The organism is Sphaerisporangium perillae (assembly GCF_023276435.1).
GTDB lineage: Bacteria > Actinomycetota > Actinomycetes > Streptosporangiales > Streptosporangiaceae > Sphaerisporangium > Sphaerisporangium perillae.
The window spans coordinates 65,771-88,414 of record NZ_JALLPO010000040.1; the positions used below are offsets into that span (position 1 = coordinate 65,771).

At 70.6% G+C, this 22,644-nt stretch carries 17 protein-coding genes; 11 read left to right on the forward strand and 6 right to left on the reverse strand.

Features of this window, described 5'->3' with window-relative positions:
• Positions 1–260: 260 nt before the first annotated feature.
• From MYF83_RS43250 to MYF83_RS32625, 3 genes are all read left to right on the forward strand, one after another.
• Positions 261–3,647: a S8 family serine peptidase gene (locus tag MYF83_RS43250; RefSeq protein ID WP_308201534.1), complete on the forward strand. Its 3,387-nt coding sequence runs from the start codon at positions 261–263 to the stop codon at positions 3,645–3,647.
• Between the two features lie 552 nt (positions 3,648–4,199).
• Entirely contained in the window at positions 4,200–5,552 is a 1,353-nt protein-coding gene (locus MYF83_RS32620; protein WP_248964603.1) for an amidase, read from the forward strand.
• Positions 5,553–5,660: 108 nt separating this feature from the next.
• Complete coding sequence (locus tag MYF83_RS32625; RefSeq protein WP_248964604.1) at positions 5,661–6,137, forward strand: cupin domain-containing protein; 477 nt, start codon at positions 5,661–5,663, stop codon at positions 6,135–6,137.
• Positions 6,138–6,551: 414 nt separating this feature from the next.
• Here MYF83_RS32625 and MYF83_RS32630 read toward each other — a convergent pair whose 3' ends face one another.
• Positions 6,552–7,019, reverse strand: coding sequence for an ATP-binding protein (locus MYF83_RS32630; RefSeq protein ID WP_248964605.1), 468 nt, complete (start codon positions 7,017–7,019; stop codon positions 6,552–6,554).
• Positions 7,016–7,234 carry a hypothetical protein gene (locus MYF83_RS32635; protein ID WP_248964606.1) on the reverse strand — a complete coding sequence of 73 codons (219 nt, stop codon included), beginning with the start codon at positions 7,232–7,234 and terminating at the stop codon, positions 7,016–7,018. The genes MYF83_RS32630 and MYF83_RS32635 overlap by 4 nt, the downstream gene beginning before the upstream one ends.
• 397 nt (positions 7,235–7,631) lie before the next feature.
• Here MYF83_RS32635 and MYF83_RS32640 point away from each other — a divergent pair, with 397 nt between their 5' ends.
• The 3 genes from MYF83_RS32640 (at position 7,632) to MYF83_RS32650 (ending at position 9,314) form a co-directional block, all read left to right on the forward strand.
• A complete protein-coding gene (locus MYF83_RS32640; RefSeq protein ID WP_248964607.1) occupies positions 7,632–8,459 on the forward strand; it encodes a helix-turn-helix domain-containing protein in 828 nt (275 codons plus the stop codon).
• The gene (locus MYF83_RS32645) at positions 8,450–8,656 is read left to right on the forward strand and encodes a DUF397 domain-containing protein (protein WP_248964608.1); all 207 of its coding nucleotides are present in this window, start codon (positions 8,450–8,452) and stop codon (positions 8,654–8,656) included. The genes MYF83_RS32640 and MYF83_RS32645 overlap by 10 nt, the downstream gene beginning before the upstream one ends.
• Positions 8,657–8,789: 133 nt before the next feature.
• Positions 8,790–9,314, forward strand: coding sequence for a wax ester/triacylglycerol synthase domain-containing protein (locus MYF83_RS32650; RefSeq protein ID WP_248964627.1), 525 nt, complete (start codon positions 8,790–8,792; stop codon positions 9,312–9,314).
• On the opposite strand, the gene MYF83_RS32655 is transcribed toward MYF83_RS32650, so the two are convergent.
• Positions 9,238–9,813, reverse strand: a complete 576-nt coding sequence (locus MYF83_RS32655; RefSeq protein ID WP_248964609.1) for an HIT family protein — start codon at positions 9,811–9,813, stop codon at positions 9,238–9,240. The two genes, MYF83_RS32650 and MYF83_RS32655, sit on opposite strands and share 77 nt — an antisense overlap.
• A 144-nt stretch (positions 9,814–9,957) precedes the next feature.
• Between MYF83_RS32655 and MYF83_RS32660 the strand changes: the two genes are divergently transcribed.
• Positions 9,958–10,518, forward strand: a complete 561-nt coding sequence (locus MYF83_RS32660) for an isochorismatase family protein (protein ID WP_248964610.1) — start codon at positions 9,958–9,960, stop codon at positions 10,516–10,518.
• Between the two features lie 61 nt (positions 10,519–10,579).
• Here the strand turns inward: MYF83_RS32660 and MYF83_RS32665 are convergent, their stop codons facing one another.
• From MYF83_RS32665 to MYF83_RS32675, 3 genes are all read right to left on the reverse strand, one after another.
• The gene (locus MYF83_RS32665; RefSeq protein WP_308201535.1) at positions 10,580–11,116 is read right to left on the reverse strand and encodes a GNAT family N-acetyltransferase; all 537 of its coding nucleotides are present in this window, start codon (positions 11,114–11,116) and stop codon (positions 10,580–10,582) included.
• A 167-nt stretch (positions 11,117–11,283) separates the two neighbouring features.
• Positions 11,284–15,135 carry a GH92 family glycosyl hydrolase gene (locus MYF83_RS32670; protein ID WP_248964612.1) on the reverse strand — a complete coding sequence of 1,284 codons (3,852 nt, stop codon included), beginning with the start codon at positions 15,133–15,135 and terminating at the stop codon, positions 11,284–11,286.
• Between the two features lie 110 nt (positions 15,136–15,245).
• Positions 15,246–16,895, reverse strand: a complete 1,650-nt coding sequence (locus MYF83_RS32675) for a hypothetical protein (protein WP_248964613.1) — start codon at positions 16,893–16,895, stop codon at positions 15,246–15,248.
• A gap of 220 nt (positions 16,896–17,115) precedes the next feature.
• On the opposite strand from MYF83_RS32675, the gene MYF83_RS32680 reads away from it, so the two are divergent.
• From MYF83_RS32680 to MYF83_RS32695, 4 genes are read left to right on the forward strand one after another with little or no spacing between them, the layout of a single operon-like run.
• Positions 17,116–18,831 carry a S8 family serine peptidase gene (locus MYF83_RS32680; protein ID WP_248964614.1) on the forward strand — a complete coding sequence of 572 codons (1,716 nt, stop codon included), beginning with the start codon at positions 17,116–17,118 and terminating at the stop codon, positions 18,829–18,831.
• Entirely contained in the window at positions 18,831–19,442 is a 612-nt protein-coding gene (locus MYF83_RS32685; RefSeq protein WP_248964615.1) for an RNA polymerase sigma factor, read from the forward strand. Before MYF83_RS32680 ends, MYF83_RS32685 begins: the two co-directional genes overlap by 1 nt.
• Positions 19,439–19,936 (forward strand): hypothetical protein, encoded by a 498-nt coding sequence (locus MYF83_RS32690; protein ID WP_248964616.1) that lies wholly within the window; start codon positions 19,439–19,441, stop codon positions 19,934–19,936. Before MYF83_RS32685 ends, MYF83_RS32690 begins: the two co-directional genes overlap by 4 nt.
• An 18-nt stretch (positions 19,937–19,954) precedes the next feature.
• Positions 19,955–22,597 carry a CHAT domain-containing protein gene (locus MYF83_RS32695; protein ID WP_248964617.1) on the forward strand — a complete coding sequence of 881 codons (2,643 nt, stop codon included), beginning with the start codon at positions 19,955–19,957 and terminating at the stop codon, positions 22,595–22,597.
• Positions 22,598–22,644 lie beyond the last annotated feature (47 nt).

Here is a 22,644-nt window from a genome sequence, read left to right on the forward strand (position 1 = left end):
CCTAACTGCGGCGACCACACCATTTAACCGTTCTAAGTCCATATTTGGTCACATATTGCCTCCAGTCGTCACGCAGCATGATCTAGGCGGAAAAGTGGCGCACATCTAGACTCCGTCTGAGTTTGGTCACCCGCACGCGGGTCTCCATCCTCGTGTCGCCCGAGGGGGAGGGTGGGTCCCTTCCCCGTGCCTGTTCGCGGGTGACGCGGCTCCTCCATGCCCGCCGGGCGGCGAGTCCCGGTGGTTCTCCTGGAGGTGTCGTGCCAAGCAATCCCCCGCACGCTTTCTTATCCCGAGCACGCCGCGTCGCGGCGGTAGGCGCGACCCTCGCCGTCGTCGCCGCGATGAGCCCGGCCGTCCCAGCGCACGCGGATCCCTCGCCGACGCCGTCGACCGGTTCGGCGACCCCGGCGACGGGCTCGACCAGCAAATGGAAGGCCACCCCGCTCACCCCCGCCGACCGTGTCCAGGGGGCCAAGTCCCCGAGCGGCAAGCTGGCCAAGAGCGACCAGTCACTGTTCACCGCGACCTCCACCAAGCCGGTCAACGTGGTCGTGAAGCTCGACTACGACTCGCTCGCCGCCTACAAGGGCGGGGTGGACGACCTGAAGGGCACCAGCCCCTCGGTGACCGGCAAGAGCCTCGACGTCAACAGCGCGGCCGCCAAGCAGTACCAGAAGCACATCGAGGGCGTCGAGAACGCCTTCCTCGGCGAGCTCGGCAAGCGCGTCCCCGGCGTGAAGGCGGGCCAGAAGCTCCGTACCGTCTACGGCGGGATCGCGCTCAGCGTCCCGGCGAACAAGGCGGCGGAGCTGCTGAAGCTGCCCGGCGTGGCCGCCGTGCAGAAGGACGAGCTCCAGCATCCGCTGACCGACAGCAGCCCCGACTTCATCGGCGCGCCGACGATCTACAACCAGCTCGGCGGCAGCTCCTCCTCCGGCAAGGGAGTGATCTTCGGCAGCCTGGACTCCGGGGTCTGGCCGGAGCACCCGTCCTTCGCCGACCCGGGCGGCCTGCCCGCTCCCCCGCCGACCAAGGACGGCACACCCCGCGTCTGCAACTTCGGCGACAACCCGCTGACGCCCGCGAGCGACCCGTTCACCTGCAACAACAAGCTGGTCGGCGGCAGGCCGTTCCTCGACACCTACAACGTCGTCTTCGGCGGCGAGGTCTACCCCGACAGCGCCCGTGACTCCAACGGCCACGGCACCCACACCGCCTCCACCTCGGCCGGCGGCCCCGTCGCGGACGCCAACCCGCTGGGCATCAGCCGAGGCCCGATCCACGGCATCGCCCCGGCCGCGGCCGTGTCGGTCTACAAGGTCTGCGGCGCCGAGGGCTGCTTCCCGTCGGACTCCGCCGCGGCCGTGGGCCGGGCGATCCTCGACGGCGTCCGCGTGATCAACTTCTCGATCTCCGGCGGCGGCGACCCGTACAGCGACCCGGTCGAGCTGGCGTTCCTGGACGCCTACGCGGCCGGGGTGTTCGTGTCGGCCTCCGCGGGCAACTCGGGACCGGGCGCGAGCACCACCGACCACGCGGGCCCGTGGGTGACGACCGTCGCCGCCTCCACACAGACCCGCACGTTCCGCTCCACGGTGACGCTGACCGGGACCGGCGGGGCCACCGCCACCGTCTCCGGCGCCTCGATCACGCAGGGCATCGCCGCGCCGCTCCCCGTGGTGTCGGCCGCCGCCGCGCCGTACTCCGACCCGTTGTGCGTGAACCCCGCCCCGGCGGGCCTGTTCACCGGCAAGATCGTCGTCTGCCAGCGCGGGCCCAACCGCGTGCTCAAGGGCTTCAACGTCAAGCAGGGCGGCGCGGCCGGGATGCTGCTGTACAACGCGACGCCGCTCGACGTGATGACCGACAACCACTGGCTCCCGACCGTCCACATCGACCAGCCCGACAGCACGACCCTGCTGAACTTCCTGGCCGCCAACCCCGGCGCGACCGCGAAGTTCACCCAGGGCACCAAGACGACCTGGCAGGGCGACGCCATCACCACGTTCTCCTCGCGGGGACCGGGCGGCGACTTCCTCAAGCCGGACGTCACCGCGCCCGGCCTGCACATCCTCGCCGGGCAGACCCCGACGCCGGAGTCTCCTCTCGAAGGCCCGCCCGGGAACCTGTACCAGGTCATCGCCGGCACCTCGATGTCCTCCCCGCACGTGGCCGGGGCGGGCGCCCTGCTGTTCGCCCTGCACCCGGACTGGACGCCGGGCCAGGTCAAGTCGGCCCTGGAGACCACCGCCAAGACCTCGGTCACCAAGGAGGACCGGGTCACCCCCGCCGACCCGTTCGACTACGGCGGCGGCCGCATCGACCTCACCAAGGCCGGCGACCCCGGGCTCACCCTGGACGAGACCGCGGCCAACTACGCCCTGTCCGCGGCCGACCCGCTGAACCGGATCGACCTGAACCTGCCCTCGGTGAACGCGCCCGTCATGCCGGGCGTCATCACCGCCAAGCGCACGTTCACCAACGTCAGCGGCAAGACGCTGAACTTCACCGCCTCCGGTACCGCGCCCAGCGGCGCCGACATCGCGGTGCTTCCGCCGGCGTTCAGCGTGAAGGCCGGCAAGAGCGTCAAGCTGACCATCGTGATCACCGCGCCGGACCTGCCCGACGGGCAGTACTTCGGACAGGTGAACCTCAAGCAGGCCGGCGGCAGCCGCAACCTGCACCTTCCCGTGGCGTTCCACCGGCAGGAGGGCGCCGTCCCGGTCGACCAGACCTGCGCCCCGAGCACGATCGCCAAGAACACCGGCGAGTCGACCTGCACGGTCACCGTCGAGAACACCACCCTGAAGGACACCGAGGTCACCGCGCTCAGCACGCTCGACGCGAAGCTGCGGCTGAACAGCGTGACGGGCGCGACCAAGGTCGGCAGCCAGATCGCCACGACCAAGACCACGCTCCAGGCACGGCAGCCGGACAAGCCGGGCATCGCTCCGGGTACCGGCCCGGCCGGCTACCTGCCGCTGGACCTGTTCGGGATCACCCCCGTCCCGATCGGCGACGAGGAGTCGGTCAACTTCAACGTCCCCCCCTTCGCCTACGCCGGTAAGAGCTACAGCCGGATCGGCATCGTCTCCGACGGCTACACCGTCGCAGGCGGCACCTCCGGGTCGGCGGACATCTCGTACCTGCCGCAGACCCTGCCGGACCCGGCGGCGCCGAACAACGTGCTGGCGAGCTACTGGACGGACCTGGACGGCACCGGAGCGCCCGGCATCTACGCCGGCACGCTCACCGACGGCGTCTCCACCTGGCTCGTCATCGAGTGGCGCGTCCACCTGTACGGGGAGACCGCGCTGAAGGTGTTCCAGCAGTGGATCGGCGTCGACGGCGCCGAGGACATCACCTACGCCTACGACCCGGGCAACCTCCCCGGTGACCCCGGGGCGTCGTTCGGGCTGACCGTCGGCGCCGAGAACTCCGACGGCACCGCCGGCGGCCAGATCTCCGGACCCCCGGTCGAGGACTACCGCGTCAGCAGCACCCCCGGGGCTCCCGGCGGCAAGCTGACCTACACCATGAAGGTCAAGGGCGTCTCCTCCGGAGTCGGCTCCATCACCACCGCGACCTCCACCCCTGAGGTGAAGGGCATCACCATCGAAGTAGACAAGATCACCGTCCAGTAACCACGAAGCGGGCCCGGTACCCACTCCCGCGCCGGGCCCGCGCACCGCAAAGGCGGGCCCGGTCACTCCGACCGGGCCCGCCGTACGTTGAGCCCCCCCGGCCACTCGGCCAGGCGCGTCGCCCAGTTGCCGGCCCACTGGCGGCGCAAGATTATCTTCCGGGCCGACGGCGCCGGGGCGACCAAGGACCTGCTGAAATGGATCAAGACTGAGGCGGTGCGGCACTCGCGGGCGCGCGCCGCCGGGCCCCGGGGCGTCCGACCCGCACGGCGAACAGCCAAGCATTCACCGCCACGCCCGCCCGGCTTGGCCGGCGGAACCAGCGGGGCAAGGGCCTCCCACTCGGCATCGGACAGATCCGTCGGATGTGCGGCTCGCTTCCTCGTCATCGGCGGCCTCCCGTACTCCAAGACGGGTCACTACCCCACCAACACGCCCATTCAGGCATGTTTCACCCTCTAGTGGTGAATTATCCGATAATGTGCTCCTCGTGACAGTGTGTGCAACTTTCAGCATGGCCGCCCCATGGCCCGTTCCCTGCCAGCAGGCGACGTGACCAGCGTCCGTCCCCGCGGGTTCTTCTCCGGTCGTACGGTCGCCGACCTCGGACGTGACATGAGCGCCGGCGTCCTGTCCGCCGCCGACCTGGTCGATCATGCCCTCGACTCGATCGCCTCGCTCGACAGGCCGCTCAACGCCTTCGTGACCGTCGACGCCGAAGGCGCTCGCCTGGCCGCACGGCAGGCGGACGCCGAACGCGTGGCCGGCGTCTACCGGGGACCGCTGCACGGGATCCCGGTCGCGGTCAAGGACATCATCGAGACTGCCGGGATGGCGACCCAGATGGGCTCCGCTCACTTCGCCGGCCACATCCCCGACCGGGACGCCACCTGCGTGCGCCGGCTTCGCGAGGCCGGCGCGATCATCGTGGGCAAGACCACCACTCAAGAGTTCGCGTACGGCCCCACCGGGGACCGATCCCACAACGGTCCCTCGCGCAACCCGCACGACACGGCGCGGATGACCGGTGGATCCAGCGGCGGCAGCGCGGCGGCCGTGGCGGCGGGCATGGTTCCCCTCGCGGTCGGCACCGATACCGGTGGTTCGGTGCGCATCCCGGCGGCGCTCTGCGGCGTGGTCGGCTTCAAGCCCGCGTACGGCGCCGTCCCGCTCGACGGGGTCTTCCCGCTCGCGTCCTCTCTCGACCACGTGGGAGTGCTCGCCGGCACGGCCGAGGACTGCGGGGTGGCTTATCGCGTGCTGGCAGGCCTGGCGCCGGCTCCCGTCGCCGCAGACGCGTCCTCGCTCCGGGTCGGCTGGCTGGTCACGGACTCGCCGGCCCTCACGGACCCGGCCCTCACGGACCCGGCCGTAGCCAGCCTGGTCAAAGCCGCGTTCCCCGACAGCGAGGAGATCGCGCTTCCCGGTGTCGCCGAGCTGTACCGGGTGTACTCGGCGATCCAGGGCAGCGAGGCGTACGCGGTGCACGCCGACCGAGTCGCACAGTCACCGCAGCTGTTCGACCCCGTGGTGCTCGACCGGCTGCACCATGCCGGCGAGATCCCCGGCTGGCACTACGTCCGCGCGGTTGAGGCCCGCGCGTCATTCCGGCGGCAGGCGGCCGCGCTGCTCGACCGGTACGACGTGCTGGCGCTTCCGGCCGTCGCCGTCCTGGCGCCGCCGGTAGGCGACCTCGACATCGACATCGACGGCTCCCGCGTCCCGGTCCGCGACGCCCTGCTCACGCTCACCAGCCCCTGGAACCTCGCAGGGCTGCCCGCGCTGAGCGTCCCAGCCGGAACCATCGGCGGCCTGCCGGTCGGTGCCCAGCTCGTCTGTGCCGCCGGGCGCGAGGAGATGCTCCTCGCGTACGCGGACCGTCTGCGCGCGGCCATGTCCGGTTGAGAGGTGGGCTCAGCTCCGGCCAGCCGGCAGCTGCAGGCATGAATCAGCGATGCACGGCGGACGGACCGTCACCGTCCCGGACTACCGCACGCGGACAGGAGAACCGGCATGACCCATACCCCCGACTCCCCCCACGAGCACGACGCCTTCCACCGGCGGCTGCACCACATCGCTCCCGACCACCTCCGATCCGATACCGCGCAGACCTCCGGCATGCGGCGACTGGAGGCCGTAAGCGGCACGACGGTCGGCGCGCGGAACCTGTGGATGGGGCAGACTCACGTGCCCGCCGATACGAACTCCGGCAACCACCACCATGGGCACTCCGAAACAGCGATCTACGTGGTGAGCGGCCACCCTACCTTCGTCTTCCTCGACGAAGAGCGCGGCGAGGAAATGCGGATTGCCACGTCGCCCGGCGACTACGTGTTCGTGCCACCCTACGTCCCGCACCGCGAGGAGAACCCCGGCACCGAGGAAGAGGCCGTCGTGGTGATCGCCCGGACCACGCAGGAGGCCATCGTGGTCAACCTCCCCGACCTGACCTGGAACGACCGAACGGACGGCCACGCCGACGAACACTGAACCGGCCCGGCTCGCCGTACCGGCATGGGACGAGACGCCACCTCTGGCACCCTGCGGGACAGTGATCGTCCTGCCCGGCCACGGTGAGCACCCGGGTGTCTACGAACGGTTGGGCCGCCGGCTGTCCGCCGACGCGTACCGGACAAACATGGACGGCCGGCAGACCTTACCGTCCGAGCTGGTGAAGTAGCTGGATCAGGTCGCTCACAAGTGGCCTTCCTTCCAGTCGGTCGATTCGAAGGATCCGTCGAACCTGTCGCTGTCACCATCTGTCCGCGGTCCGGTTCCATCCAGCGGCATCACCGAAACATGGTTGGGGATCTTCTTGGTCGGGCTGCTCCAGACCTGGAACCCAGCAGCGCGCAGTTTATTACTTTATACCCAGAGTAAATGTAGCATTACACTCAGTCAGATTCATTGCATCCGATCGTCACTGAAGGCCAAAGACACCTGGAACCAGACCGATCTGCCCGCCCCGCCGTCGGGACAGGACGAGCCCCAGGCGGTCGCGATCTGGTTCACCAGCCACAGGCCCCGGCCGCCGTCGCTGTCGGGCTCCGCCACCCGGGCGACCGGCGCGCACGTCGCCGAGCCGGCGTCGGTCACCTCCACGTGGACGGCCTCGGAGACCCGCGCCACGCGCACCGTCACCAGCCCGTCCACCACGCATCCGGAGTCGGAGTGGGCCACCGCGTTGGTGACCACCTCGCTCAGCAGGAGCAGGACGTCGTCCAGGGCGGTGGCCGCGATCCGGGTGGCCAGCAGTTCCCGTACCCAGGCCCGTGCCGCCGGTACGGAGGCCTCCTCGCCGGGGAAGCCGCGGCTCCAGCCATCCGCCGGCAACGCGCCGCCATGCCGGACGACCTGCTCGTCCATCCTCATGCGATCACCGCGGACTTGACGATGTCGGCCGCGTTGTCCGCCTGGGCGCACACGTACTCTCCTCGGCGCCACAGGCGCGCCCACCACGGCCGCCAGGAGTACACCCACCCGCGCTGCCGCCGGATGACCGTGATCCGTACCAGGGTCCCGGCCGCCGACCAGACCTGAAGGACCGGCTCGCCGGTGTCCGACAGCAGCACCACCGAGGTACGCACCCCGAGAGCCCGCAGGTCCCGGCCTAGCCGTGCCAGATGGGTGTACCGCTCCCCCGTCGCCGCCGGGGCCCGGCACGGTCGGGCCGGCGCCGCGCCAGGCGTCCCGGTGCCCTCCGAAACCATTCGGGAAAGGCCGCCGGGGCACGGAAGGCCACCCTTTCGATCACGCATCACTGGTCCCGTCCCTGATTCGTGGAATGCCGGATCGCTTTTCTTTTCCCGTCCTGCCGGACGAAGAAGACGTGTGCTTAGATTGCCCCCGTGAGCGATGAATCCATGACCGGATCGGCACCCCAGCGGATGACCGCTAATGACGGGCAAAGGTTTATCGAAACCAGCGTCCGGTATCGCATCTCGAGGTGAAAGGTCCGTTTTTCTCTATTTCGGGAGGAACGCGATGAGCGTCGAACCCTTTCCCAGCCCAGACTCCCCCCGCGTGCGCTTCGGCGCCGAGATGCGCCGCCTGCGCGAGGCCGCGCAACTGTCCCAGGCCGCCGTCGCCTCCCGGCTGGGCTGCACCCAGACCCAGATCAGCCGCCTGGAAGCCGCCACCCGCACACCGTCGAAGTCCGACGCCGAACGCCTCGATCGCCTCTTCGGATCAGACGGCAGTACGTACTTCATACGGCTGTACCGGCATATCGTCGCCCGCTCCGGTGGGCCTATCTGGTTCAGAAACTGGGTCGAGGAAATAGAACCTACGGCCCTCGTCCTCCGCTCCTGGGATCCCCTCCTGGTACCCGGCCTCCTGCAAACCGAGTCCTACGCGAGGCACCTCTTCAGTCGTGGCCCGAGAGCCACTCCCGAGGAGGTGGAGAAACAGGTCGAGGCCCGTATGCGCCGCCGGGGAATCCTTGACAGAGAGGATCCCCCTCTGGTTCTGGTCCTCATCGACGCAGGCGTGCTACGCCGCCGCGTCGGCGGCCCGCAGGTGATGCGAGAGCAACTCGGCTACCTACTCGAGGCGGCGGAACGCCCTGCCGTCACCATTCAAGTCGTCGATCCTGACTGCTTGGCAGGGATGGCGGGAGCTTTCATGATTGCCGAGCTTCCGAACGGTCAGGCGGACACCATTCACGCTGACTCACCGGTTCAGGGACAGATCACGAGTGACCGCGAATTCGTCCTTTCCATCCGAAACCGATATGAAGCGGTGCGGGCGTGGGCCTATCCTGAGCATGTATCCCTCAAAATGATCGAGGAAGTGAGGCGGGAATGGACCTGAGCACCGCCGCGTGGCGGAGATCGTCGCGGTCTTCGGACAATGGCGGGCAGTGTGTCGAGGTGGCCGCCAACCTTCCCGGGGTGATCGCGGTCCGCGACAGCAAGAACCCCCACGGCCCCAATCTCCTCTTCGCCCCCGCCGCGTGGCGGACCTTCATCGGCGGCGTGAAGGCCGGCGAGTTCCACCGCTCTATCTGACCGTCAGCGAGTTCCGACGAGACCCGCGTGACCTCCGATCTGACACTCGCACCCTCGGCGCAGGACGTTCGGCCCTGCCGCGGCGGCGTCGGAGCACCGATTGTGCAGGTGGAGGTGACGCACGTTGAACAGCATGAGCTCCCCCGTCTCGGGCGGCCGGTACCCTCGCCTGTCGGCCATCGATCACATGATGCTGAGGGTCGAGCGGCCGGCGGCGCCCCAGCACGTCGCCGGGCTCTGCCTGGTGGAGGCGGCGCCGCTGCTGGACCCGGCCAGTGGGCTGGACCTGGACATGATCAGGGACCGTCTCGAGCGGCGCCTGACCCGCGTCCCCGAGTTGCGGCGCGTGCTCTACCGGGCGCCCCCGCTGTGCGGACCGCCGCTGTGGGTGGACGACCCCGGTTTCTCGATCGAGCGTCACGTGCACGCCACCCGCGTACCGGCGCCCGGCGACGAGGCCGCTCTCCTTGCGACCGCCGAACGACTGCTGCGAGATCGATCCGACCGTTCGCGCCCGCTCTGGGACCTGTGGTTGCTGACCGGCCTGGAGAGCGGCCATGTCGGTCCTGACCCGGGCGGAATCAGGGCAGGCCACCGGCCAATGCCGTACGGATTCGTTCAGCAAGGGAGGCCGCCTGTTCAGGCTCCCAGGGGATGATTCCGTTCTCGGACATCAAGGCGTGATATTGCTGCTGTTCGTAGGGGACGCCAGGCGGCAACGGCGCGACGTGCCAGTGCAGATGGGCGTTCCCTTGCCGGCTGCCCAGCGAGAGCAGGTAGGTGCGCTCCGACGGGACCACGGACTCGACGGCCAGAGCGACCGAGCGGACCACGCGCATCAACCGTAGAAACGCCTGTTCGTCCAGGTCACGGACCACATGCTCCAGATGAGCCTTCGGCGCGACCAGAACGTAGCCCACCATCGTCGCGTAACGAGCGAGGAACGCGATGTGATGGTCGTCCTCGAAAACGACTTCTTCCACCTGCTCGGGGTCGCCGGCGACGACGGCGCAGATGAAGCAGGGACCCGTTCTGGATCGGCGAACATAGGCGGCGAGGTCGAACGGCACGCGCTGGCCATGAGACGGGGCTTCGGGAGTTTCGTCCACCGGCGGATGATATTGAACGAACCTGAGCCCCAGGATGCGCCGCGTCATTGGGCGGGGCGGTCCCAGGTTCGCACCGGCTGACTGTCGGTGGGCCGGTCTACCGTGGGGGACACACGAGCCCAGCGCCACCGTTCCGCCCGTGCCGCGTTTCCTCCCCCGCCTGAAGGCGGGCTCCCCGCTTAAGGAGATTCGATGACCACACTCGAGAACCGGCCGAACACCGTACTCCTCGTCGTCGACGTGCAGAACGGCGTCGTCGAGGGGGCTCACGAGCGTGACGTGGTCGTCGCGAACATCGGCGGCCTTGTCGAGAAGGCACGGCGGGAACGGGTCCCCGTTGTCTGGGTCCAGCACTCCGGCGAGCAGCTTGTGAGGGGGAGCGACAACTGGCGGATCGTCCCCGAGCTGACTCCGGACGACGCCGAGCCGCTCGTCGAGAAGAGCTACGCCGACGCCTTCGAGGACACCACCCTCGAGACCGTGCTGTCGGGCCTAGGAGCCGGGCGACTCGTCGTCGTCGGCGCACAGACCGACGAGTGCATCCGCGCGACGCTCCACGGCGCGTTCGTCAGGGGGTACGACGCGACCCTGGTCAGCGACGCCCACACGACCGAGGACCAGACGGAATGGGGGGCGCCGCCGCCGGGCCAGGTCATCGCGCACACGAACCTGTACTGGACCTACCACAAGGCGCCGGGGCGGACGGCCGGGACGGTCGAGACCAAGAACGTCGACTTCGGCGGCACGTCCTGAGATGCGGCCGGCCGTCCTCCGGCAGGGCGGCTCTCGCATCTGATCGCGCGCTGCCCGGTTCTCAGCGCAGCGGCTTGGCGTAGCAGCGGCTGTTCTCGCCGAAGCGGTAGTAGCCGAACTTCGAGCAGGGCTCGTAGCCGCTGGAGGTGTACAGCGCTATCGCCTCGGGCTGGGCGATGCCGGTCTCCAGGACCATGCGGACGCGTCCCGCCGCGCGGGCGTCGGCCTCCAGGTGGGCCAGGATGCGACGTGCCAGTCCCCTGCCGCGGATCTCCTCCACCACGAACATCCGCTTGATCTCGGCGTCGCCGTCCGAATAGCCCTCCTCACCGGCTTCCTGGGCGCGCCAGCCTCCGGTGGCGCGGGGGGCGCCGTCCTCGTCGTAGGCGATGACGTACAGGCCGTTCGGCGGCTCGAACATCGACGGGTCCAGTGGTGTGGCGTCACCGTCGCTCTGGTAACGCCGAGCGTATTCGGCCTGCACCTCTTTGTTCAGCCTGACCGCGTCCGGGTGGCCAAACGAAACACGGCGAATCTCCACTAGAGCGCCTTTCTTGGGGACAAACGGCTCGCCGTGAAGATACCGCTCGGCGGTCACCGGCCCACCGACGGGGCCGGTGGTCGCCGGTAGGGTTCGGCGTCATGATCGGCTTATCGGGGGCTCCGTCCCCCGCGGGTGGCAAGAAGCCCGCCGGATGACGCGGAAGGGGCGCCCCGCACCGAGGGCACCCCTTCACGGTCTCCTTCCGTCCGCCTTCCGCGCGGTCAGCTTCCCCTCTGGCTGGTGAGGGTCACGCGGGCCAGCCAGGTGCCCCAGCCGTCCTCTGGCCGGCTGTCGGCGATGCGCAGGTGGACGATCCGGCCGCCGTCGCGCAGATCGTTGAGGTCGAGCGTGCGCTTGGCCCGGTTGGACAGGTCGCGCACGTTGGCCGGCTCCTCAAGGACGGTTCGCCAGGTCTGGCCGTCCGTGGACGCCTGGACCAGGAACTGGTTGCCGACATCCAGGACCAGCGAGCCGCCGGTGACCCCGGCGGGCAGCTGGAAGCGGTACGTCGCGTCGCCCTCCCCGTCGGTGAACCGGGCACGGCCGTCGTACACCGTGCCATCGAGCTGCGAGGCACCGGCGTCCAGGAGCCAGGGCGTCTCGGCGTCGGTGCCGGGCGTGAAGTCGACGGTGTCGCCGAGCACGGTGACCAGAGCCCTGTCCGCGACCGGGCCGTGATCGGAGGTCACGGCGATCTGGACCGGGTAGCTTCCGGGCGCCGTCCCCTGCGCGACCGTCACCTGGAAGGTCAGCGCGGTGGACCCGCCGGGCGCGACGGGACCGAAGGCGGCGCTCGCGGGCTGGACCGTCCAGCCCTGTGGGACGGTCGCCGTGACCTGCCCGGCCGCGGGATCCTGGGCGTGGTTCGAGACCGTGACCGGCAGCGGCACGGTGTCGCCCGCCGAGGCCACGACGCCCTCGACCTCGGTGGCCAGCGGCGAGGTGCCGGCCGGTCCCGGGTTCAGCAGCTCCATCTCGGCCAGCGAGGTCGAGGCCGCGCCGCCGTTGCCGGTCACGCCGAGCCGGTAGTACGCGTAAGCGCCCGGCTTGGCGATCTTGAACGGGCGGGTCTGCCGGCGCCACTGGAACGTCTCGCCGCCGCGCTGGTCAAGCGTCGTCCATTGGCTGCCGTCGTCGGAGCCTTCGAGCGTCCAGGCGGCCGGGTCCTCGGCCGCGGGCGTGGCCCCCGATCCGGTGCCGGAGGTGAGGGTGTAGTAGCGGACCGGCTGCTTGGCGGCGCCGGTGAAGTGGTACTGGATCCACGGCTTGTCGCCGGGCAGGGAGACCTGGGTGGCGGAGTCGTCGTCGAAGAGCGCGCTCACCCCGGCGTCCGCGCTCGCGGACGGCGTGCCGGCGTCGCCGCTCGCGGCGGGGGTACTCGCGTCGCCGCTCGCAGCGGGGGTACTCGCGTCGCCGCTCGCGGACGGTGTGCCGGCGTTCTTGCCGGTCATGTCGCGCAGCGGGGTCGGGACGTCGTTCCCCTTGGTGATCGACGGCGGGGCCGCGTCCTTGCCGGTGCCCCAGCGGGACGGGCGCGGTCCCATGTCGAACTCGAGCACTCCGCCGCGCGCGAGCAGGTCGTGCGGCAGGTAGGTCTTGTCGTAGCGCTTGCCGTCGACCTCCAGCCCCTGCACGTACACGTTGCGGTCGCTGTTGCGCGGCGCCTTGATCACCAGGCTCCTGCCGTTCTCCAGATGGACCGTGGCCTTGGTGAACAGCGGCGAGCCCACCGCGTAGTACGGGCTGCCCATCTGCAGCGGGTAGAAGCCGAGCGCGCCGAAGACCTGCCACGCCGACATCTCCCCGTTGTCCTCGTCGCCGGGGTAGCCCTGACCGATCTCGCTGCCGACGTAGAGCCGGGACAGCGCCTCGCGCACCTTGGCCTGGGCCTTCCAGGGCTGCCCGGCATAGTCGTACATGTAGATGATGTGGTGGGATGGCTGGTTGCTGTGCCCGTACTGCCCCATCCGAACGTCACGGGCCTCCCGCATCTCGTGGATGATCCCGCCGTACGAGCCGGGGTACATGGCGGTCTCCGGGGTGGCGAAGAACGCGTCGAGCTTGCGGGCGAGCCCGTCCGCGCCGCCGTAGAGGTTGGCGAGCCCCCGGCCGTCCTGCGGCACGTGGAAGGCCATGTTCCAGCCGCTGGTCTCGGTGTAGTCGAAGCCCCACACCTTCGGGTCGTAGGTCCGCGGCTTGGTGCGCCAGGTCCCGTCGGCGTTCCTGCCCTGGAAGAAGCCGACGGCCGGGTCGAAGGCGTTCACGTAGTTCTGGGCGCGGTTCAGGAAGTACTCGTGCTCCTCCAGGTACTTCGCGCGCTCCGCGCCGGTGGCCCGTCCGGCGAGGGCCTTGGCCATGTTCGCGATGCCGAAGTCGTTGATGTACCCGTCCAGCGCCCACGACAGGGCCTCGCCGGTGGACTGGATGGAGGTGTAGCCGAGGAACGCGGACGTGGGCAGGCCCTTGCGGCCCACGTTGCGGACCGGCGGCGCGACGGTGGCGTTCTTCACCGCCGCCTCGTAGGCCGCCTTGGCGTCGAACCCGGTCACGCCCTTGAGGTAGGCGTCGGCGAACGCCACGTCGGAGCTGGTGCCGACCATCAGGTCCGCGTAGCCCGGCGACGACCAGCGGGAGATCCAGCCGCCGTCCTTGTACTGCCGCACGAACCCGTCGGCCATCTCGGCGGCGTCGCCGGGGGTGAGCAGCGCGTACGCCGGCCAGGTGGTCCGGTAGGTGTCCCAGAAGCCGTTGTTGACGTACACCTTGCCGTCGGCGACAGGCGCCCCGGTCTGCGTCGGCGTGCTCGGCGGGGCGGTCGTCGCGGACTGGACGGCGTGCTTGTGGACCGGGGCGGCGGCGGTGCCGACGTTCTCGAAGGCGGAGTTCGGGTACAGGAACAGGCGGTACAGGTTGGAGTAGAGCGTCACCCGCTGGTCCTCGCTCGCACCCTCCACCTCGATGACGCCGAGCTTGGCGTCCCAGGCCTTCCGCGCCTCGCCCATCCACGGGCTCGGCTCGTGGCTCGCCGCGAACGCCTGGATCTGCGGCAGGTTGGCCGCGTTGTTGCCGCGGTGGTAGTCGTACAGCCAGCCGGTGGATCCGGCGTTGGTCATCGGCGTCCAGAAGTTGAACCCGTGCGGGACGGCGGTCGCCGGGAAGTTGTTGCCCCGAGAGAAGCCGCCGGTCGAGTGCGTGCCGCGCGTGGTCACCACGTACTCCGACGGCGCGACGCGGTCGCCGTGCGGGGTCCGCGCCTGGTACGGCATGCGCTTCCGCTCGGTGACGATCTTGATGTCGTCCACCCAGCCGCGGAATCCGGCCAGGCCCGCCGGGCTGTCGTAGGCCACGAGGATGCGCTTGATCGTCCTGCCGTGCGCCAGCCGGCCGATCTCCGCCTGCTTGAAGTTCCACTGGTCGGCGTACAGGGTCTTGGACTCGCCCTGGCCGCGCGGGCTGAGCACGGCCCTGTGCTGGTCCTTGGCGCCGAGCGCGCTCAGGTAGGTGCCGTCGTCGAAGGCCAAATCGACCGACACGTACGTGCTGGGGTAGCGCTGGTCCGCGGCGGTGAACTCGGGGAAGACCACGTAGGACAGCTCGGTGCTCCGGGCCACCGGGATGTCGACGTCGAAGACCTTGTTGTAGGCGTACCCGCCGCTCCGGGCCGTCGTGCTGCCCCCGTACTGCAGGGCCTTCACCCCGGAGAAGCCGACCCGGGGCTTGGACGCGAAGCCGCCGGCCGGGCCGTTGCCCACCTGGGTGCGCATGTCCGTCGGCGGCTTGGGGCTGGTGTCCCCGTCGGAGATCTCAAGCTCGGCGAGCTGGATGATGTTCGCGCCGCCGTTGCGGGTGACGTTCGCCAGGGTCCGGCCGCCCTCCGCCATGCTCCGCGCCTGCGCTTCGGGCAGGGGAGGCGCCGGCTCTTCGGGGACGGGCGGCGGGCTGTAGGACGGGCCCGGGCTCGGGGTGGCCGACGGGCCGGGGTTCGGAACCGGCTCCGGGCCCGGACCGGAGACGGGATCCAGGCTCTGGCCGGAGACGGACGCCGGGCCGGTCGTGAGCGCGGCGGCGGGCAACCGATGTCAAGAGATCGAGCAAACCCGCGAACCCGGCTGCGGTGGGCGACCGAGCTCTGCTCACGGAGGAGACGGGAGCGAGGCGCCCACCGGCGGCCGGGCTGGGATGGTCACCCTCTGTGGCGCAGGATCTCGCCGAACTCGCCCAGGCGGCGGCCCTCATCGCCGACCTGGGCGATGACGGCCTCAAGGCAACGGTCGACGTCGGCGCCCACCAGCTCGGCGAAGTCGATCTCCTCCGCCCTGTTCCTGGACTCCTCCGAGTGATCGGGGAAGGCCCGTGCCACGGCGTGGACGGCGCCACCGAGAACGGCGTCGAGGAGCAGCTCCGCGTGCGCGGGCACGGCCACCTCGCCTTCGAGGCCGGGCTCGGGCCGGGGGGACGGCGTCCACGGGTCGAGATAGCGCTCGAGGCGGATCCACAGGTCCGGGTAGCGACGGCGGAGCAGGTACCACCCCACCCACCGCCACACCGTGCACCGCGAGGCCACCGACCCGAGCACATCGCGTGCCTGCGCCCCGATCCGCACGAGCTCGCCGACAGGCGCCGCGACGCGCGGCGTGAGGAACCGCGGACGCAGGTTCATCACGATGCGGTCGTGCCAGCGTGCCCACCACAGCGACCGCCACCACATGCACTGCTGCGTGTCCGGCGCCGCGAGCCAGACGCCCAGGTTGCGGTAGTAGGCCGTGATGTCGGCCAGCGCGGCCCTGCCCGCGGCGGTGGCGGTGAACCCCTGAGCCTTGATCGGGTCGGGGTGTCCGAGAACACCGATCAGGTTGATGTTGAAGAAATGGTGCCAGGTGGCGTCCACCGCCACCCTGCCGACGTCGGCCCTGTGCCCGTCGTACGCGCCGATGACGCCGAACGAGCGGCCGTGCACCGGCTCACCCTGCGTGCGGGCGTTGACGTGCGCCCACGCGATGACCTGAGGCGCGATCCCCGACGGGTACTCCGTCGTGGTGTAGCCGTCGAAGGTGAGGCTCGACGACAGGTCCTGGGTCTCGTAGCACTCGCCTTCGTGCATGTGGTCGGGCAGGACCCTGATGACCCCGCGCGGCCCGCACAGCAGGGGGTGCGGGTATGAGGGCCACAGCAGCGGCGACCACGGGGGCCTCCAGCTCGGATAGAGCCGGGGGGTGATCCGCTGCGGCACGTCGTCGGACTGGTCGTCGAAGTCGATCACCGTGTCGTGGCCGGGACGCCGGGTGTCGTGGCGGTCGACGCCCGTGGCGTTCGGCGCGACCGGCTCGCCGTTCGGCCCTTGCGCCGGCCAGTGCCACTTGCGCATGCTGCGAACCCGTGGGATGCGCCGGCACATCGCCGCGCCGAGGTCCTCGTGGTCGCCGGTGGCGAAGACGCCGCCGCCCGCGTCCATGAACTGCGCGATGGCCCGCAGCTCCGCCTCTCCCAGGTCCTGGTCCCCGGTCCGCTGGACGCCGAACATCCAGATCTGGCTGTAGGCCCGCAGGTCGTGACGGTCGAAGCGGAAGTTCTGGAGCGAGGCGGTGGGATCGCTCTGCCGGTTCGCGGTCGTGATGTCGAAGCGCGCCCATGGTCCGGGGGGCACTGAGAGCGCGCTCAGCAGGGCGGACAGCCCGAAGGAATCCGAGCCGAAGCTACCGCCCCTGTCGGTGACCATCAGGATCTTCACCTGGCACGGCCGCAGAAGGAACGGGAGGAGCTCCCACGGCCGCTCCTGGTAGAGGCGCTGGCGCTGGATCGGGTCGATGCCCGGAAGCTGGAGTTCGTCTGGCATGGTGACCTGCTTTCCCGAGGAAACGTGTGCGCCGGGAAAGAGGGGGCTGACGGCGGGGAGATACGCGGGATACATGGCCGCTGCCGGACAGGACGGCCCCGGCCATCGTGACCGTTCCGTTATGGGCCGCGTGTATCGCTACGGAGGTGACCACTCTCCTTATCTCCCGAGACGGAGAGAGACGGAGGCCCCAATGCCGCGCATAACGTTCCGGCCGGATATGCCCGAGCGACAGCCCGACCAGACCGAAGGCTCCGAAGAGCAGCGCGAGGCGCCTGGAGGCCACGGGTTGACCTGGCGTGATCTGGTCTTTCCACAGGAGCTTCTCGACCGCCACGGAGCGAGGGTTCTCGATCCCTCGACGGCCCCGCTCGATGAGGGAGAACGCCGTCCGGACTCCACGGTGTACCGCGCGGACGTGCTCCTGATCCCCGCCCAGGTCCTCGGCAGGGACGGTATGTACGAGGAGGACGACGACGAGCAGGAGCGCCGGGAGAAGCTCGGCAGGCACGGGCTCGCCTGGATCGACGAGCAACTCCAGACGATCGGCCTCAAGGTGGCGCTTCGTGAGCCGCCCGGCGGCGGGAACGACGAGCGGCCGCGCTGGCACGCCGTCGCCCTGGAGATCGCTCCAGGGGCCAAGGACGTGGTGGTGGACGCCTGGCGGGCGCTTCGGGTGCTGCGGAGAGCGCTGGCAGAGATTCCGGACACCTCGCCCAAGAAGCCGTACCTGGCCAAGATCGCTCTGGATCACCTGCTGGTGGGCTCGGCGTTCGCGGGCGTCGGGGGCGCGGGCATCGGCGGGGAGCCCGCCACGAGCGGGCACGGCGTGCCCGACCCCGGCTCCGCCGCCGCTCCTGTCAACGGGTATGCGAGGACACCGGTGACCGTCGTCGCCGGACCGCCGGCTCGCAGGCCGGAGGCCGAGATCGGCGGGCGAAGGCCCGTGCTCGTCATCCCGGACACGGGCGTTCCCCCGCAGGGTCATCCGTGGTTCCGGCCCGTGACGGCACCCGACTCCTTCCTCTCCGTCAGCGAGGACGCGCAAAAGGTCATCCAGGGCGCCGTGAGCGCCGGCGGGCAGGCCGGCGCCGCAGGAGCCGGCCCCTTGCGCCCGCTCGCCGGCTACGAAGAGGTCATCGCACCCCCGAATCCGCTGCTGGGCATCATGGACTCGCACACCGGGCACGGCCTCATGCAGGCGGGGCTGGTGTGCCAGATCGCCCCCGACGCCAGGGTGCTCATGCTCAAGGTCATGTACGCCGACGGCGTCGTCCCCGAGTCGGCATTGCACGAGGCGTTGAACCACATCATCGCGACGATCGAGCACGGCTCCTTCGTCGACGTCATGACCTTCGCGTGCGGGGGCTTCCACGAGACGGCCGAGGACAAGCTCTACACGCCGATCCTGATGGAGAGGATCACCCGGCTTCGCGAACTGGGCGTCGTCGTGGTGGCGGCCGCCGGCAACCACGCGTCGAGCCGCCCCTTCTGGCCGGCCGCGGGAGCGGTGAAGGGGACGCGGGAACCAGGTCTCGCGCCGATGCTCGCCGTCGCGGCCACGAACCCGGACGACACGATCGCGATATTCAGCAACGAGCACGAGGCCGTCGAGTGGCTCGCTCCCGGAGCGGCGGTCGTCAGCACCTTCCCGGCCGGCGTCAGGGGATCGGCGACCGCCGGCCTCCGCACCCGCGACCTCCGTGCTCGCGGTCACCGCGCCTCGTTCGACAAGGACAACCACGGCGACTTCGCCACCTGGAGCGGCTCATCGTTCGCGGTGCCGATCCTCGGCGCGGCCATCCTGGCGTTGATGATCGAGGACTCCCAGGCCCTGGATCTGAAGGTGACCGACGCGCAGACGGCCCGTGCCCGTGCCCACCGCGTGGTCGGCAAGCTCATGGCCGGCACCATGCCCGCGATCACGCCCGTGTGATGACCGGCGACCCCGTGGTGGAGCCGGCGTCGACCGATCGTGGCGCCGAGCGCCGCGATCGGCTGGCCGGCCTGCTCCAGGACGCCAGAGAGGGCCGGCGCGAGGCCATGAACCTGATCGTCGCCGATCTCACGCCGCTGCTGTGGCAGGCCGTCAGGCGGCAGGGGCTCAGCCGGCAGGCGGCGGAGGACGCGATCCAGACCACCTGGCTGACCCTGCTGCGCAACCTGCACTCCATCAGCGCTCCCCACGCGCTCATCGAATGGCTGCTCACGACCGCGCGGCGGGAGGCCTGGCGGGTCAAGGCGGCGGGCCGTGACGACGAGCTCATGGGCCAGGATGTCTTCGAGGAGATGCCGGACGCGGACAGCCTGCCCGAGGAACTCCTGCTCCAGGACGAGCGACGTCGCACGCTGTGGAACGCCGTGGCGCGGCTGTCACAGCCCTGCCGCGACCTGATGCGGCTCGTCGCCTTCGTCCACCGTCCCCATTACGATGCGGTGGCCGCCTCACTGGGCATGCCGAAAGGCAGCATCGGTCCGACCCGTGGCCGGTGCCTGGCGAAACTGCGCCGGCTGCTCGCCGAGGATTCGGGATGGATGGCGCCATGAGACCTTCCGACGAGCACGAACAGCCCCAGCTCGACGCCGCGGACCTGTCCGTCCTCGACGAGATCAAGGCGATGTACTCGGCGGTCGACCCCGTTCCCGCGACGCTGGTCGACCGCCTGCAGTTCGCCTTGGACCTCGAGTCCTACGAGATAGACGTCCTGCGCCCCTACGAGGAGGTGGGGCCGGCGGCCGGAGCCCGGGGCGGCGAGGAGGCCCGCACGATCACCTTCGACAGCGACGACCTCACGATCATGATCAGCGCGAGCGTCCAGAACGCGCGGACCGTCCGGGTGGACGGCTGGCTGGCCCCGCCGGGCGACCATCTGGTCGAGCTGCGCACCTCCGAGGGACCCATCACGGTCAGGGCCGACGACCAGGGCAGGTTCGTCATGGACGCCGTGCCGCGCGGCCTGGCCCAGATCCTGGTACGGCAGGCACTGGACGATCCGCGAGAGGCGAGGATACTGGCGGTGACCCCCTCCATCGTCCTATGAGCGATCCGCGAGGCCCTGTTGGACGTCGGCGCAGGACAGGCGGAGATCCGCGAACGAGCGAAGCTGCTGCACGATCTCGGGGTCACCGCCACCGACGACGGCCGCCCCGCGCTGGCCGCCCGCCGGCTCCGCAGGGGCCTGGCGTTGCTGGGATGGCAGCCGGACACGACAGGCCAGGTGAACGATCAGGACGCGGCGGGCCGGGCGGCCGATTTGGACGAGACGGGCCGGGCGCCCGACCCGGACCCGGCGAGCCGGGCGGCCGATCCGGATTCGGCGGCCCTCCTGGCGCGTATGCTGACCAGCCTCGCCCATGCCGAGGCCGAACAGGGCCGCACGGGGCTCGGGATGGACCTGCTCGACCAGGCACAGCGCTGCGCGCCGCCGGCGGAACTGCCGATCGTGCACGCCCAGCGTGGTCTCATGTGCCTGCGCACGGGGCGTGCCGCCGAGGCTCTGCGGGAGCTCGACATCGCCGCGCCGCTGCTCGGCCGGCACGATGGCGTGGAACTGGCCAGGGTGCTGCTCAACCGTTCGGTCATCCACCTGATGATGGGCCGGGTCCGTCCGGCCCGCGATGACGTGCGCCGCAGCGCCCGCCTGGCCACGGCGCACGGTCACGAGGTCATCGCGGTCAAGGCGCTGCACAACGACGGTTACTGCGACCTGCTGCTCGGTGACATCCCGACCGCCCTGGCGAGGTTCGGCGAGGTCGAGCAGGCCTACCGGCGCCTCGTCCCCGGTTTCCTGCCCGTGCTCGCGCTCGACCAGGCCAGGGCGCTGCTGGCGGCCGGGCTCGCCGACGAGGCCGGCCGTACGCTGGACGAGGCTCTGGACGGGTTCCGCCGGCAGCGGCTCATCCAGGACTACGGCGAAGCGGAGCTGGCCCGCGCACAGGCCGCGCTGAACGCGGGCCGCTTCCCCGAGGCGGGCGTGTGGGCACGGCGGGCGGAGTCCCGTTTCCGCCGCAGGCGCAGCCAGGCCTGGGCCCTGCGGGCGGTGCTGATGCGCCTGCGCGCGGAGCTGCCCCAGACGAGCAGCCCAGGGCCGCTGGCTCGCAGAGCCGACGATCTGGCCGGCCGCCTCGCCGGAGTCGGCCTGGCGGTCGAGAGCGAGATGGCGCGCATGCTGTCGGTCCGGGCGCTGATCGCCGCGGGTCACCTGGCCAGGGCGGCGGCGAGGGCGGAGTCGCTCGGCCCGCCGCGCCGCGACGCGCCGCTGGAGGTACGGCTGATGCGCCGCCTCACCGAGACCGAGCTCGCACGCGCGCGAGGCCGGCGCGGTGAGGCGCTCAGGCAGGCGCGGGCGGGACTGGCTCTGATCCACACCCACCGCGGGCGGCTGGGCAGCCTCGACCTGCGGACAGGGGTCACCGCGCTCGGGTTCGAGCTCGCGGTCCGCGGCCTTGGGGCCGCGCTGGCGAACGGCTCGGCCCGGCTGGTGTTCGACTGGTCGGAGCGATGCCGGGCGCAGGCGTTCCGCTATCCCCCGATCCGGCCTCCGGAGGACGAGCAGACGGCCGACGCGCTGGCCGAGCTGCGGCTCCTGGCCCAGCAGATGCACGCCGACGAGACGGCGGCACGCCGCGACCCCGAGCTACGAAGGCGCTGCCTGGAGCTCGAACACCTGATCAGGGAGCGTGGCTGGCAGCTGCCCGGCGTCGGAGCGGGCCTGCCTCCCGCGTCGACCGGCATGGTCCAGGCGGAGCTGGCGGCGACCGGGCTCGTACTGGTGAGCCTGCTGAACGTCAAAGGCAGAGTGCTCGCGCTGCTGCTCGGCGAAGGACGGTGCCGGCTGCACGAACTCGGACCGTACGAACCGCTCGCCGAGGCCGTGCGGCGGTTGACCGGCGACCTCAACGCGCTCGCCGGCCGTCGTCTGCGGCCCCGTATGGCCGAGGTGATCGGCGCGTCGGCGCGACGGCAGCTCGCCGCCATCGCCGCCGAGCTGCTCACGCCCCTGCTACCGGCGATCCGCGGTGCGAGCGGCGTTGTCGTCGTTCCCACAATGGCGCTGTCGGCGATCCCCTGGGGCGCGCTGCCGGGCCTTCTCGGCAGGCCGGTGATCTCCGCCCCCTCCGCGCTGGTGTGGGCCTGCGCCCAGTGGGCCCGCAAGAGCGAGGTCGCCACCGGCGAGGCACCGCTACTGGTGGCCGGACCCGACCTGGCCTCCGCGGACGCCGAGATCGAACAGATCGCCGCGGCGTACCCGAAGGCGCACCGGCTCACGGGAGGTTCGGCCACCGTGGCGGCCACGCTGGCCGCGCTGGACGGCGCGTCCGTCGCCCATCTGGCCGCCCACGGCCACCACGAGAGGGAGAACGTGCTCTTCTCCCGCCTGGTGCTTAGCGACGGTCCCCTCATGGCCTACGACATCCAGCGGCTGCGCAGGGCGCCGCGGCACGTCGTCCTGTCCTCCTGCGATGTGGGCCAGGCCGTCGTCAGGCCCGGGGACGAACTCCTCGGCTTCACCTCGGCCCTTCTCCACCTCGGCACGCCGACCGTCGTGTCCAGCGTGACCAGGGTCCCGGACGACCTGGCCACGCGGGTCATGACGGCCTACCACCGGCACCTCGTCCTCGGCCTGGAACCGGCCGCCGCGCTGGCCGCCGCCTCGGCGCGGGAGCCGCTGTCCACATTCGTCTGCTTCGGCGCCGGCTGACCTCCACGCCGTTCACGCCCGCGCCAGCTGCTTCCCGGCGGGGAGCC

Excerpts from the sequence above, each read along its gene's own strand:
- MYF83_RS32655 (WP_248964609.1), bottom strand. The coding sequence starts at position 9,813 with ATGACGCGGCGCATCCTGGGGCTCAGGTTCGTTCAATATCATCCGCCG.
- MYF83_RS32680 (WP_248964614.1), top strand. The coding sequence starts at position 17,116 with ATGCCCGAGCGACAGCCCGACCAGACCGAAGGCTCCGAAGAGCAGCGC.
- MYF83_RS32650 (WP_248964627.1), top strand. The coding sequence starts at position 8,790 with ATGAGCTCCCCCGTCTCGGGCGGCCGGTACCCTCGCCTGTCGGCCATC.
- MYF83_RS32645 (WP_248964608.1), top strand. The coding sequence starts at position 8,450 with ATGGACCTGAGCACCGCCGCGTGGCGGAGATCGTCGCGGTCTTCGGAC.
- MYF83_RS32640 (WP_248964607.1), top strand. The coding sequence starts at position 7,632 with ATGAGCGTCGAACCCTTTCCCAGCCCAGACTCCCCCCGCGTGCGCTTC.
- MYF83_RS32685 (WP_248964615.1), top strand. The coding sequence starts at position 18,831 with ATGACCGGCGACCCCGTGGTGGAGCCGGCGTCGACCGATCGTGGCGCC.
- MYF83_RS32660 (WP_248964610.1), top strand. The coding sequence starts at position 9,958 with ATGACCACACTCGAGAACCGGCCGAACACCGTACTCCTCGTCGTCGAC.
- MYF83_RS32690 (WP_248964616.1), top strand. The coding sequence starts at position 19,439 with ATGAGACCTTCCGACGAGCACGAACAGCCCCAGCTCGACGCCGCGGAC.
- MYF83_RS32625 (WP_248964604.1), top strand. The coding sequence starts at position 5,661 with ATGACCCATACCCCCGACTCCCCCCACGAGCACGACGCCTTCCACCGG.
- MYF83_RS32675 (WP_248964613.1), bottom strand. The coding sequence starts at position 16,895 with ATGCCAGACGAACTCCAGCTTCCGGGCATCGACCCGATCCAGCGCCAG.
- MYF83_RS32630 (WP_248964605.1), bottom strand. The coding sequence starts at position 7,019 with ATGAGGATGGACGAGCAGGTCGTCCGGCATGGCGGCGCGTTGCCGGCG.